10 protein-coding genes are annotated in these 12408 nt (G+C 62.2%); 6 read left to right on the forward strand and 4 right to left on the reverse strand.

Annotated elements, in window-relative coordinates; all coding sequences use genetic code 11:
* Positions 1-15: 15 nt before the first annotated feature.
* A complete protein-coding gene (secA, locus tag V5F23_RS22120; RefSeq protein ID WP_042731597.1) occupies positions 16-2751 on the reverse strand; it encodes a preprotein translocase subunit SecA in 2736 nt (911 codons plus the stop codon).
* A 307-nt stretch (positions 2752-3058) separates the two neighbouring features.
* Here secA and V5F23_RS22125 point away from each other — a divergent pair, with 307 nt between their 5' ends.
* Positions 3059-3514, forward strand: coding sequence for a DciA family protein (locus V5F23_RS22125; RefSeq protein WP_042731596.1), 456 nt, complete (start codon positions 3059-3061; stop codon positions 3512-3514).
* 386 nt (positions 3515-3900) lie between these two features.
* On the opposite strand, the gene V5F23_RS22130 is transcribed toward V5F23_RS22125, so the two are convergent.
* On the reverse strand, positions 3901-5391 hold the full coding sequence (locus tag V5F23_RS22130) for a helicase HerA-like domain-containing protein (protein ID WP_338496571.1): 1491 nt from the start codon (positions 5389-5391) through the stop codon (positions 3901-3903).
* 186 nt (positions 5392-5577) lie between these two features.
* On the opposite strand from V5F23_RS22130, the gene V5F23_RS22135 reads away from it, so the two are divergent.
* From V5F23_RS22135 to V5F23_RS22150, 4 genes are all read left to right on the forward strand, one after another.
* The gene (locus tag V5F23_RS22135) at positions 5578-7467 is read left to right on the forward strand and encodes a methyl-accepting chemotaxis protein (protein WP_047736663.1); all 1890 of its coding nucleotides are present in this window, start codon (positions 5578-5580) and stop codon (positions 7465-7467) included.
* Between the two features lie 187 nt (positions 7468-7654).
* Positions 7655-8776, forward strand: a complete 1122-nt coding sequence (locus V5F23_RS22140) for a glycosyltransferase family 1 protein (RefSeq protein ID WP_042732170.1) — start codon at positions 7655-7657, stop codon at positions 8774-8776.
* Positions 8777-8792: 16 nt separating this feature from the next.
* Positions 8793-9560 carry a DUF2334 domain-containing protein gene (locus V5F23_RS22145; protein ID WP_212802970.1) on the forward strand — a complete coding sequence of 256 codons (768 nt, stop codon included), beginning with the start codon at positions 8793-8795 and terminating at the stop codon, positions 9558-9560.
* A complete protein-coding gene (locus tag V5F23_RS22150) occupies positions 9557-10552 on the forward strand; it encodes a lysylphosphatidylglycerol synthase transmembrane domain-containing protein (RefSeq protein ID WP_123578469.1) in 996 nt (331 codons plus the stop codon). Before V5F23_RS22145 ends, V5F23_RS22150 begins: the two co-directional genes overlap by 4 nt.
* Here the strand turns inward: V5F23_RS22150 and V5F23_RS22155 are convergent.
* Both V5F23_RS22155 and purU read right to left on the reverse strand, forming a co-directional pair.
* Positions 10533-10730: a hypothetical protein gene (locus V5F23_RS22155; protein ID WP_042732167.1), complete on the reverse strand. Its 198-nt coding sequence runs from the start codon at positions 10728-10730 to the stop codon at positions 10533-10535. The genes V5F23_RS22150 and V5F23_RS22155 overlap by 20 nt on opposite strands.
* A gap of 75 nt (positions 10731-10805) precedes the next feature.
* Positions 10806-11654: a formyltetrahydrofolate deformylase gene (purU, locus tag V5F23_RS22160; RefSeq protein WP_003178545.1), complete on the reverse strand. Its 849-nt coding sequence runs from the start codon at positions 11652-11654 to the stop codon at positions 10806-10808.
* 306 nt (positions 11655-11960) lie between these two features.
* On the opposite strand from purU, the gene mvaT reads away from it, so the two are divergent.
* A complete protein-coding gene (gene mvaT / locus V5F23_RS22165) occupies positions 11961-12338 on the forward strand; it encodes a histone-like nucleoid-structuring protein MvaT (protein ID WP_042732166.1) in 378 nt (125 codons plus the stop codon).
* Positions 12339-12408 lie beyond the last annotated feature (70 nt).

Here is a 12408-nt window from a genome sequence, read left to right on the forward strand (position 1 = left end):
CGTTGGAAACGGGTGTTACTGGATCTGCCCGTGACAATGCTTGTATTTTTTGCCCGAACCGCAGTAGCACAGTTCGTTACGGCCCAGCTTCTGCTCGTTGCGCACTGGCGCGGTCGCCAGGGCAACATCCACGTCGACGCCCTCTTCGGCGACAACGTCCAGGCCAGGGGCTTCGGCGTGTTCGAACTGCATGCGCGCGGCCAGGGCCTCGGCTTCCTGACGCAGGCGCGCCTCTTCCTCGGCAGGGTCTTCGCGGCGGACTTGAACGTGGGACAGCACACGGATCGAGTCGCGCTTGATCGAATCCAGCAGGTCGGAGAACAGCGTATAGGACTCGCGCTTGTACTCCTGCTTCGGGTTCTTCTGGGCGTAACCGCGCAAATGGATGCCGTGGCGCAGGTGGTCCATGGTCGACAGGTGGTCTTTCCACAAGTCGTCCAGGACCCGCAGCACGATCTGCTTCTCGAAGGAGCGCAGCGCTTCGGCACCGGCCTGGTCTTCCTTCTCGTTGTACGCGGCGATCAGTTCGGCGAGCAGCTTCTCGCGCAGGGTCTCTTCGTACAGGTGATCGTCTTCGTCGAGCCACTGCTGGATCGGCAACGACACGCCGAAGTCACTGCGCAAGGCCGCTTCCAGGCCAGCGATGTCCCACTGCTCCGGCAGCGATTGCGGCGGGATGTGGGCGCTGACGGTCGCGTTGAGCACTTCCTGGCGGAAATCGGCGATGGTGTCACCGATGTTGTCGGCGGCCAACAAGCTGTTACGCATGTGATAGATCACTTTGCGCTGCTCGTTGTTGACGTCGTCGAACTCCAGCAATTGCTTGCGGATATCGAAGTTGCGGCCTTCGACCTTGCGCTGGGCCTTCTCGATGGCGTTGGTCACCATGCGGTGCTCGATCGCCTCGCCCGGCTGCATGCCCAGGGCCTTCATGAAGTTCTTCACCCGATCAGAGGCGAAGATGCGCATCAGGCTGTCTTCCAGGGACAGGTAGAAACGGCTGGAGCCAGCGTCACCCTGGCGACCGGCACGGCCACGCAGTTGGTTGTCGATGCGGCGCGACTCGTGACGCTCGGAGGCGATCACCTGCAAGCCACCGGACTCGAGCACCTGCTGGTGACGCTTCTGCCAGTCGGCCTTGATCTGCGCGATCTGCTCGGGGGTCGGGTTTTCCAGGGAGGCGACTTCCACTTCCCAGTTGCCGCCCAGCAGGATGTCGGTACCCCGACCGGCCATGTTGGTGGCGATGGTCAATGCACCTGGGCGACCGGCCTGGGCAATGATCTCGGCTTCCTTCTCGTGGAACTTGGCGTTGAGGACCTTGTGCTCGATGCCTTCCTTGTTCAGCAAGGCGGACATGTGCTCGGACGTCTCGATGGTGGCGGTACCCACCAGGATAGGACGGCCCTGGGCCATGCCTTCCTTGATGTCGTTGATGATCGCCGCGTACTTCTCTTCGGCGGTCAGGAACACCAGGTCGTTGTAGTCCTTACGGGCCAGCGGCTTGTTGGTCGGGATCACCACCACTTGCAGGCCGTAGATCTGGTGGAACTCGAACGCTTCGGTGTCAGCGGTACCGGTCATGCCGGACAGCTTGTTGTACAGGCGGAAGTAGTTCTGGAAGGTGGTCGAGGCCAGGGTCTGGCTCTCGGCCTGGATGTTCAGGCCTTCCTTGGCTTCGATGGCCTGGTGCAGGCCCTCGGACAGGCGACGGCCCGGCATGGTACGGCCGGTGTGCTCGTCCACCAGCACGACCTGGCCGTCCTGCACGATGTATTCGACATTGCGATGGAACAGCTTGTGGGCGCGCAGGCCGGCATAGACGTGGGTCAGCAGGCCCAGGTTATGCGCCGAGTACAGGCTCTCGCCCTCGGCCAGCAAGCCGACGCGGGTCAGCATGTCTTCGATGAACTGGTGACCGGCTTCGTTGAGTTCGACCTGGCGGGTCTTCTCGTCGATGGTGTAGTGACCGGCCTGGGTGACCTGGCCCTCGACCTCCTCGACGTGCAACTTGAGCTGCGGGATCAGTTTGTTGATCTCGGTGTACAGCTTGGAGCTGTCCTCGGCCTGACCGGAAATGATCAGCGGGGTACGGGCTTCGTCGATGAGGATGGAGTCGACTTCGTCGATCACGGCGAAATTGAGTTCACGCTGGAATTTTTCTTCCATGCTGAACGCCATGTTGTCGCGCAGGTAATCGAAACCGAATTCGTTGTTGGTGCCGTAGGTGATATCGGCGGCGTAGGCGGCACGCTTCTCTTCCGGCGGCTGGAACGGCGTGACGACGCCGACGGTCAGGCCGAGGAATTCATAGAGCGGACGCATCCAGTTGGCGTCGCGGCGGGCCAGGTAGTCGTTGACCGTCACCACGTGCACGCCCTTGCCGGACAATGCGTTGAGGTAGACGCCCAGGGTTGCCACGAGGGTCTTGCCCTCACCGGTGCGCATTTCGGCGATCTTGCCTTCGTGCAAGGTCATGCCGCCGATCAACTGGACGTCGAAGTGACGCATGCCCATGACCCGCTTACCGGCTTCGCGGGCAACCGCAAAGGCTTCGGGCAGGAGCTGGTCGAGGGTTTCTCCCTTGGCGATGCGGTCCTTGAATTCGGCAGTCTTGGCGCGTAACTGATCGTCCGAAAGGGCCACCATTTGCTCTTCGAAGGCATTGACAGTCTGTACCGTCTTGAGCATGCGCTTGACTTCACGCTCGTTCTTGCTTCCAAAGAGTTTCTTTAACAAAGGCGCAAACATATCGGCAGGATCTTCCACACTAAAGGGATGGAGGGCGGCCCCGTGAGTCGCCCGTGCAGCCCTCATGGCCGCATGCGAACGAGCATTCTACCCGGAAACGATGGAGAGGAAAGTGGCGTTATTCCACGATGCTGGCACAGCGCTGTGACGGGGCTTGCTTAAAATAAGGGCTTTTGCGCGAACTTCAACCCACAAAACGCAGAAGTTAAGCGTTGATTGCTCAGGTAAAACGCCCCGGACCACCGGGCCCAGGCGCCTGCGATGCTTTCTGTTACCATGGCGCCTCTGTCACTTGCGGTATTCATTCATGGCCTTTCGCCCCCTTACCGCCAAGGCGCCCGCCATCCTGCTGCGCGAAGCCAAGCCGCTGAAAGCCATCTTCGGCCATGCCAGGCGCCTGGGCCACCTGCAGCGGCTGCTGGACAGCCAACTGCAACCTGCCGCTCGCGAGCATTGTCACGTGGCGTCCTGGCGCGAAGGCAGTTTGTTGCTGATTGTCACCGACGGCCACTGGGCCACGCGCCTGCGCTACCAGCAAAAACGCCTGCTGCGCCAGTTGCAGGCGTTCGAAGAGTTCGCCGGCCTGGTGCGGATCCAGTTCAAGGTCCAGCCGCCTACCGTGCAGGTCGGTGCCAAGGGGCACACGCTGGACCTGTCCCAGGATGCCGCCGCGACCATCCAGTCCACGGCCGAGGGCATCAGCGATCCCAACCTGCGGGCGGCGCTGGAGCGCCTGGCGGCGCACGCGCGCCCCAAGACTTGAGACGTTGCTTCGTCCAGTCGATCGCCTTCGCGAGCAAGCTCGCTCCCACAAGCGTTTTTCAGCGGCCACAAAAATTGTGTTCACCTCGGCTCTTCTGTGGGAGTGGGCTTGCCCGCGAAAGCGGTCTGTCATTTAAGAATAAGTGGCTGACCCAACGCCTTCGCGAGCAAGCCCGCTCCCACAAGAGTTTTCAGCGGCCACAAAAATTGTGTTCACCTCGGCCCTTCTGTGGGAGCGGGCTTGCCCGCGATAGCGGTCTGTCATTTAAGAATAAGTGGCTGACCCAGCGCCTTCGCGAGCAAGCCCGCTCCCACAGGGATTGCGTCGAGCAGAAATCCTGTGTCGGCAAAATCCCCCTGCTGGCGAAGGGCGCGACTCGGTCCTGACTACCGGCGGCGCTTGCTGCCGCCCAGCAATGAGCCCATCAACCCGCGCACCAATTGACGGCCCAACTGGTTGGCCGCCTGACGCATTGCCGACTTGAGCGCCTGCCCCGCTGCCGTGCCGAGGAACTCCCCGGCCCTGTCGGCAAGGCTCGGCTGTTCAGCCGCCGGTTTGTCCGACGCGGCCTCAGCTTCAGGCTCCAGCCCTTTGCGCCCCATCAACACTTCATAGGCCGACTCGCGATCAATGGGCTTGTCGTAGCGCCCTTGCAGTGGCGAGCGGGCGATCAACGCGGCGCGCTCGGCCTCGCTCAACGGCCCGATGCGCGATTGCGGTGGTGCCACCAGCACGCGCTGGACCATTTCCGGCGTACCTTTTTCCTGCAGGGTGCCCACCAGGGCTTCACCGATGCCCAGCTCGGTCAGCACCGCCAAGGCATCGAACTGCGGGTTCGGGCGGAAACCGTCCGCCACCGCCCGCAGGGATTTCTGCTCCTTGGCGGTGAAAGCCCGCAAGCCGTGCTGGATACGCAAGCCCAATTGCGCCAGTACATCGTCTGGTAAATCGCCCGGCGACTGGGTCACGAAATACACCCCGACACCCTTGGAACGGATCAGCCGCACCACTTGTTCCAGGCGCTCCTGCAAGGCCTTGGGCGTGCCGGCGAACAACAGGTGCGCCTCGTCGAAAAACAGCGCCAATAGCGGTTTGTCCGCATCGCCGCGCTCGGGCAACTGTTCGAACAACTCGGCCAGCAGCCACAGCAGGAAGGTCGCGTAGACTTTCGGCGCCTCATGGACCAGCCGACTGGCGTCCAGCAGGTGGATGCGTCCCCGGCCATCGCTGGCCGGTTGCAAGATGTCTTCGAGCTGCAAGGCCGGCTCGCCGAACAACGCTTCCGCACCTTGCTGCTCCAGGCTGGACAAGCGTCTTAGCAAGGCCTGGCTGGAACCGGTGGTCATCAGCGCCGCGTCGTCCCCCAGCAACTCGGGGTTGTCCCTGAGGTGGTTGAGCAACGCCTTGAGGTCCTTGAGGTCAAGCAGCAACAGCCCTTCACGGTCAGCCACCTTGAACGCGGCGTACAGCGCCGACTGCTGGCTGTCGGTGAGCTCCAGCAGGCTGCCGATCAGCAACGGGCCCATTTCACTCAAGGTGGTGCGCAGTGGATGACCGGATTGGCCGTGGATGTCCCACAACGTCACCGGATAGGCCTGGGGCGTGTGGCCGAGCCAAGGCATGCCGGCGATCCGCTCGGCCACTTTGCCCTGGGGGTCGCCGGCAGCGCCGAGGCCGCACAGGTCGCCCTTGATGTCCGCCGCGAACACCGCCACACCCGCATCGCTGAACGCTTCGGCCAGGCGCTGCAAGGTCACGGTCTTGCCGGTGCCGGTGGCGCCCGCCACCAAGCCGTGGCGGTTCGCCAGGCGCATCGCCTGGGAGAGGGGTTGGCCGGTCGGGTCGGCGCCGATAACAAGCTTGAGTGAGTCAGGCATTTCGTCACCTGTGGTTAATCTGTGGCCCTGCTTGGCCGATACCTGGAATGACAGACCCTACTGAAAACAAGGTCGGATAATTCCCAGGGAGATGGAAATATCAGCTTTTTTCAATACGGCGATATTTAGCGAACTTTCCATATAAAAGCACGCCCAGAGCCATAAGACTCAGCGGAACCTCGAACCATGAAGAAAAACCTGCGTTTCAGCCATAAAATCCTCCTTGCCGCCGCCCTGATCGTCGTTGCCGCCTTCGCCTCCTTCACGTCATACAACGATTACCTGCAACGCAATGCCATCCGCGACGACCTCGACGGCTACCTGCATGAAATGGCCGAGGTCACCGCAAGCAACATCCAGACCTGGCTCAGCGGGCGGATCCTGCTCATCGAAAACCTGGCCCAGAACATTGCCGCCAGCCCGGACTCCGCCAGCGTCACCCGGCTGCTGGAGCAGAAAGCACTGACCGCAACCTTTATGGCTTCCTACCTGGGCGACGCCCAGGGCAGCTTCATCATTCGCCCCGACGCGAAGATGCCCGACGGCTTCGACCCTCGCGTACGCCCCTGGTACAAGGGCGCGCAGAGCAGCAGCACCTCGACCCTGACCGAACCGTACATCGACGCCGCCAGTGGCGGGCTGATCATCTCCATTGCCAGTGCTGCCCGGAACGCCACACAGACCGTCGGCGTCGTGGGCGGCGACCTGAGCCTGCAAGCCATTGTCGACAACCTCAAGACCGTGGACTTCGATGGCATGGGCTATGCTTACCTGGTCAGCGCCGATGGCAAGATCCTGGTGCACCCGGACAAGGCCCTGGTCATGAAAACCCTGGCCGAAGCCTACCCAGGCAACACGCCGAAAATCAGCGAACAGATCACCGAAGTCGAGGTGGACGGCCACTCGCGCATTGTCACTTTCGTGCCGATCAAGGGCCTGCCTTCGGTGAACTGGTACGTCGGGGTCTCGGTGGATAAAGACCTGGCCTACGCGATGCTGAGCGATTTCCGTACCTCGGCAGTCGTGGCGACGATCATTGCCGTGATCTTCATCATCGCGCTGTTGAGCATGCTGATCCGCCTGCTGATCCAGCCGCTGCACACCATGACCCGGGCCATGGAAGACATCGCCGACGGTGAAGGCGACCTGACCAAGCGCCTGACGATCCAGAACCAGGACGAATTCGGCATTCTGGGCATCGCCTTCAACCGTTTCGTCGAGCGCATCCACGGTTCGATCCGCGAAGTGTCCTCCGCCACCGAACACGTCAATGAAGTCGCCCTGCGCGTGGTGAGCGCGTCGAACTCGTCAATGGTCAACTCCGACGAACAATCGAGCCGCACCAACAGCGTGGCCGCCGCGATCAACCAACTGGGCGCCGCCGCCCAGGAGATCGCCCGCAATGCCGCCCAGGCGTCCCATCAGGCCAGCGACGCCCGTGGCCTGGCCGAGGACGGCCAGCACGTGGTAGACCGCAGCATTGCCGCGATGAATCGCCTTTCCGAGCTGCTGAGCACGTCGAGCAACAACGTCGAGACGTTGAACAGCAAAACCGTGAACATTGGCCAGATCCTGGAGGTGATCACCAGCATTTCCCAGCAGACCAATCTGCTGGCCCTCAACGCCGCGATCGAGGCCGCACGGGCCGGTGAAGCCGGACGCGGGTTTGCCGTGGTGGCGGACGAGGTGCGCAACCTCGCCCACCGCACCCAGGAATCGGCGCAACAAGTGCAGACCATGATCGAGGAACTGCAGGTCGGCGCCCGGGATTCGGTCATGACCATGAACGACAGCCAGCGCCACAGCCAGGAAAGCGTGGAGATCGCCAACCTGGCCGGCGAGCGCCTGAACAGCGTGACCCAGCGCATCGGTGAAATCGACGGCATGAACCAGTCCGTGGCCACCGCCACGGAAGAGCAGACGGCCGTGGTGGAATCGATCAACGTCGACATCACCGAGATCAACACGCTGAACCAGGAAGGGGTGGAGAACCTGCAATCGACCTTGCGCGCCTGTGCCGACCTGGAGCGGCAGGCGGCGCGGCTCAAGCAGTTGGTGGGCAGTTTCAGGATCTAAAGCGCCTGAACTGGCCTCATCGCGAGCAAGCTCGCTCCCACGGGGATTTGCGCTAACCCTGTGGGAGCTCGCTCGCGATGAGGGCCTGTCAAATCAAGCAGCACTCCACTGACACCCCGCCCCACCGCAACCCAACCGAACATCTATTCTTCATAAAGGTCAACAAAGGAGAACACAGACCGGAGGGATGTTCATCGTGCATATAGCGGACATAACCATGTTCTACGCCCCTGCCAGCGGCGGCGTGCGCACTTACCTGGATGCCAAGCACCGGCGCCTGGGCGATCGGCCCGGTATTCGCCACAGCCTGCTGATTCCCGGCGCACATTTGAGCGAGCACGACGGGGTCTACAAGGTCCCGGCCCCGGCGCTGCCTTTCGGCAAGGGCTACCGCTTCCCCCTGCGCCTGGCGCCCTGGCGCAATGTCCTGCGTGATCTGCAACCGGACCTGATCGAAGTCGGCGACCCCTACCTCACCGCCTGGGCCGCCCTGGATGCCCGCCGCCAGCTCGACGTGCCCGTCATTGGTTTCTATCACTCCGACCTGCCACTGCTGGTGAGCAACCGCATGGGCAACTGGTTCACCCCCAATATCGAAGCGTATGTCAGCAAGCTGTATGGCAACTTCGACCGGGTCCTGGCGCCCAGCCAGGTCATGGCTGACAAGCTGACCGGGCTGGGGGTCAGGAATGTCCACGTGCAACCCCTGGGCGTGGATCTGCAAACCTTCACCCCCGCCGCCCGTGACCCGGAGCTGCGGGCGGAACTGGGGATCGCCGAAGACACCCGCCTGCTGATCTTCGCCGGTCGCGGCTCCAAGGAAAAAAACCTGCCGGTGCTGCTCAAGTGCATGAAGCGCCTGGGCGAGCGCTATCACCTGCTGCTGGTGGGCTCATCGATGCCGGCGCTGGTGCCGGACAACGTCACCGTGGTGGATGAGTTCTGCCCGGCACCGCAAGTCGCGCGGCTCATGGCCAGCGCCGACGCGCTGTTGCATGCCGGCGACCAGGAAACCTTCGGCCTGGTGATCCTCGAGGCGATGGCCAGCGGCATCCCCGTGGTGGCCGTGGCAGCCGGCGCCTTCACCGAAATCGTCCATGAAGACTGCGGCCTGCTGTGCACACCGAACAATCCACAAGCCATGGCCAACGCCGTGCGGCAACTGTTCGCCGAGGGCTGCCAGCGCCGTGGCGTGCTGGCGCGCCGGCACGTGGAGCGTTATTACGCCTGGGATTCAGTGGTCAACAACCTGCTGGGGCATTACTACGCGGTGCTCGGCGAGCAGATGCCACTGCTGGCCAATGGTTGAAGCGAGGACCGTGCCGATGAATACCTCGCCCAGCGTGCTTTTGGTGCTGCACGACGTAGCGCCGCAAACCTGGCCCGACTACCAACCCTTCGTCGAAGCCGTCGACGCCCTGGGCGATGTGCCGATGACCTGGCTGGTGGTGCCGGATTTCCACCACACCAATGCATTGCAGGACCACCCCGACTTCCGACGCCTGCTCGACCGACGCGTGGAGCGCGGCGACGAACTGGTGTTGCACGGCTATTACCATTGCGATGATGGGCCGGCGGCTCGCCACCCCAAGGACTGGTTCATGCGCCGGGTCTACACCCATGAAGGCGAGTTCTACAGCCTGGGCGAAGAAGCCGCCCTCGCCCGCCTGCGCGCCGGCATCGAAACCTTCGAACGCTACCAATGGCCGCTGGAAGGCTTCGTCGCCCCGGCCTGGCTGATGAGCGAAGGCACGCGCCGGGCCTTGCGTCAGTTACCGCTGAGCTACACCAGCGACACCCAGCACCTGTATCGCCTGCCCGACTTTACTCCGCTCGACGCTCCCGGGCTGGTGTGGAGCGCCCGCAGCGCCTGGCGCCGGGGGCTGTCGAAAGTCCTCAGCGACCAGTGTGAACAACGCTGGCGCCAGGCACCGGTGATTCGCCTGGGCCTGCACCCAGTGGACATGCGCCATCGGTTTTCCCGAGACTACTGGCTGCAGACCCTCGAACGCCTGCTCAATGAAGGCCGCGTGCCAATGACCAAGGTCGACTGGCTGGCCACCCAGGGCCTGCGGGTCAGCAGCGCGGCATGAAGCGGCTGCTCTGGCTGGCCGCCGCGCTGCTCATGGCCTTGCTGGTCCCGCTGTTGGTGGGCGGCACGGACATGTGGGCACGGGTACAGCGCTTTCCCTTGTCCTTGCTGCTGATCATGCTCGGCATGATCATACTGTGCTGGGCCCTGAACTCGCTGCGCCTGCGCCTGTTGCTGGGTGAGCACCGGGGGCGCCTGGGCCGGTTCAAGAGCCTGGGGGTGGTGATGTCCACCGAGTTCGCCATGTGCGCGACACCCGGCGGCAGTGGCGGGCCACTGACCTTGATGGCCCTGCTGGCGCGCAATGGCGTACGGCCGGCCCACAGCAGCGCCGTATTCGCCATGGACCAGTTGAGCGACCTGCTGTTCTTTCTCTGCGCCCTGGTGGGCATCCTGTTCTACGCGCTGTTCCAGAACCTCAGCCAGCGCATGGAATGGATGCTGGCCGTGAGCGCTGTTTCATTGTTTGGCGGGCTGTTCGGCTGCGTGCTGGTGGCGCGCTATCACCGCCGGTTGATCCTGCTGGGCGCGCGCCTGCTGCGGCATCTGCGAGTGAAGACCGCCACCCGCCATCGCTGGGGACGCAAGATCCTGCATTTTCTCGCAGCGTTCACCGACACCCTGAAACTGCCACGCCAGACGCTGTTCCAGGTATTCGGCCTGACTTGCCTGCATTGGGCGTTGCGTTACAGCGTGCTGTACCTGGCCTTGAAGGGGCTGGGGGCGGACTTGCAATGGGCCTGGAGTTTCCTGATCCAGATGCTGTCCTTGAGTGCCGGGCAATTCAGCCTGCTGCCGGGCGGTGCGGGGGCGGCAGAACTGACCTCGGCGGCGCTGCTCGCGCCGATGGTGGGCAAATCCACCGCGGCCGCGGCCATCCTGATCTGGCGGGCGGTCACCTATTATTTCTATCTGGTGGCCGGTGGGCCGGTGTTCTTGCTGATGGTCGGGCGACCATTGATCAAGAAGCTGATCAGCCTGCGTCAGGCGTGAGAGCTGGCTGCTCGGGATCGGGATGATCTTCGGGATGGGTCTGTTTCCACAGTTCGGCGGCGTCGGGAAACTCCGTACCGTCTTCCGGGCCCAGCTCCTCGGGATCGTAGCGGCTCAGGCAACCCTCACCGAGGGTGGCCGGCGCCTTCGAAGTGGCTTTGTCCAGTGGATCGGTCATGGTGCACCTTCGGTAAACATCTGGCGGGCATGCTGTGGTGAGGGCGCTTGATCCCCCACCACGATGGCCGTTCGGTCAGAACACCACAGTCTTGTTGCCATGCACCAGCACCCGGTCTTCCAGGTGATAACGCAAGCCCCGCGCCAGGACCATTTTCTCCACGTCACGCCCGAAACGCACCATGTCTTCGATGCTATCGCTGTGGCTGACGCGGACCACGTCCTGCTCGATGATCGGACCGGCGTCCAGCTCCTCGGTGACGTAATGGCAAGTGGCGCCAATCAGCTTCACGCCGCGCATCGAGGCCTGGTGGTACGGCTTGGCACCGACGAAGGACGGCAGGAAGCTGTGGTGGATATTGATGACCTTGTGCGCGTATTCGCTGCACAGGGCCGGCGGCAGGATTTGCATGTAGCGGGCCAGCACCACCACCTCGGCATCGTGCTGCTTGACCAGGCGCGAAACCTCGGCGAATGCCGGCTGCTTGTCCTGCGGGTTGACCGGTACGTGGTAGTACGGGATGCCGTGCCACTCGACCATGCTACGCAGGTCGTCGTGATTGGAAATCACACAGGCGATATCGCAATCGAGCTCATCGCTGTGCCAGCGGTGCAGCAAGTCTGCCAGGCAGTGGGACTCGCGACTGGCCATCAGCACCACGCGTTTTTTCTGCGCGGTGTCGGTGATGCGCCAGTCCATCGAGAACTCTTCGGCAATCGGCGCGAAAGCCTCGCGAAAAGCCTCGATGCCAAAGGGCAGCGAGTCGGCACGAATCTCGTGACGCATGAAAAACCAGCCGCTCTGATTGTCCGAGTGATGGCTTGCTTCAGTGATCCAGCCGTTATGGGACGCCAGAAAGTTACTGACTTTAGCAACGATACCGACGCGGTCCGGGCAAGCAATCACCAGCCGAAAAGTGCGCATTAGGGGAACTCCAGAACTTCGCAAAGGCGGCTATTCTAGCCATTGCGCGGCAAAACTGCAGTATCGATCAAGCAATCGGTGCCCCACGCGCCCCTGAGCCGCGCAAGGCGCAGCTCAGGGCGGCTAGCTATATGTGTGAACGGGCGTGAAGTCGGCAGGACGGTATTTAACTGCAATAGCGATTTTTGTGGCACAGCACTAATTAATTAAATAAAACATCGGTTAAATGTTTACTTGATGAAACTGTCTGATTACTATTGCCGCACTGTGCCCTTGTCACCCCAAGCCCTACATAAGGTAGTCCACATGTCCCTGATCAATGAATACCGTGCCACCGAAGAAGCCATCAAAGAACTGCAAGCCCGTCTGAAAAACCTGTCCCAGGACGACAAGCTGCAGACCGAGCTGGAATTCGAAGGCAAACTGCGCACGTTGATGGGCGAATACTCCAAGTCCCTGCGCGACATCATTGCCCTGCTGGATCCGGATGCCAAGTCGAGCAAGGCTCCACGTGGCGCCGTCAAAACTACCGGCACCAAACGTGCTCGCAAAGTTAAGCAATACAAAAACCCGCACAACGGCGAAGTCATCGAAACCAAAGGTGGCAACCACAAGACGCTGAAAGAGTGGAAAGCCAAGTGGGGCGGTGACGTGGTTGAAGGCTGGGCAACCCTGCTGGGTTAAGCCTCACCGGCTCGCACCGTTCCTTGCGAACAAAAAAACGCCAGCATTGCTGGCGTTTTTTTATGCCTGT

It is taken from the genome of Pseudomonas sp. WP18 (genome assembly GCF_036689585.1).
GTDB classification, from domain to species: domain Bacteria; phylum Pseudomonadota; class Gammaproteobacteria; order Pseudomonadales; family Pseudomonadaceae; genus Aquipseudomonas; species Aquipseudomonas chlororaphis_E.

What these genes read in the sequence shown, in the direction of transcription:
- V5F23_RS22150 (WP_123578469.1), top strand. Translation starts at nt 9,557, where the DNA reads ATGAAGCGGCTGCTCTGGCTGGCCGCCGCGCTGCTCATGGCCTTGCTG.
- V5F23_RS22130 (WP_338496571.1), bottom strand. Translation starts at nt 5,391, where the DNA reads ATGCCTGACTCACTCAAGCTTGTTATCGGCGCCGACCCGACCGGCCAA.
- V5F23_RS22125 (WP_042731596.1), top strand. Translation starts at nt 3,059, where the DNA reads ATGGCCTTTCGCCCCCTTACCGCCAAGGCGCCCGCCATCCTGCTGCGC.
- mvaT (WP_042732166.1), top strand. Translation starts at nt 11,961, where the DNA reads ATGTCCCTGATCAATGAATACCGTGCCACCGAAGAAGCCATCAAAGAA.
- secA (WP_042731597.1), bottom strand. Translation starts at nt 2,751, where the DNA reads ATGTTTGCGCCTTTGTTAAAGAAACTCTTTGGAAGCAAGAACGAGCGT.
- V5F23_RS22155 (WP_042732167.1), bottom strand. Translation starts at nt 10,730, where the DNA reads ATGACCGATCCACTGGACAAAGCCACTTCGAAGGCGCCGGCCACCCTC.
- V5F23_RS22145 (WP_212802970.1), top strand. Translation starts at nt 8,793, where the DNA reads ATGAATACCTCGCCCAGCGTGCTTTTGGTGCTGCACGACGTAGCGCCG.
- V5F23_RS22135 (WP_047736663.1), top strand. Translation starts at nt 5,578, where the DNA reads ATGAAGAAAAACCTGCGTTTCAGCCATAAAATCCTCCTTGCCGCCGCC.
- V5F23_RS22140 (WP_042732170.1), top strand. Translation starts at nt 7,655, where the DNA reads ATGTTCATCGTGCATATAGCGGACATAACCATGTTCTACGCCCCTGCC.
- purU (WP_003178545.1), bottom strand. Translation starts at nt 11,654, where the DNA reads ATGCGCACTTTTCGGCTGGTGATTGCTTGCCCGGACCGCGTCGGTATC.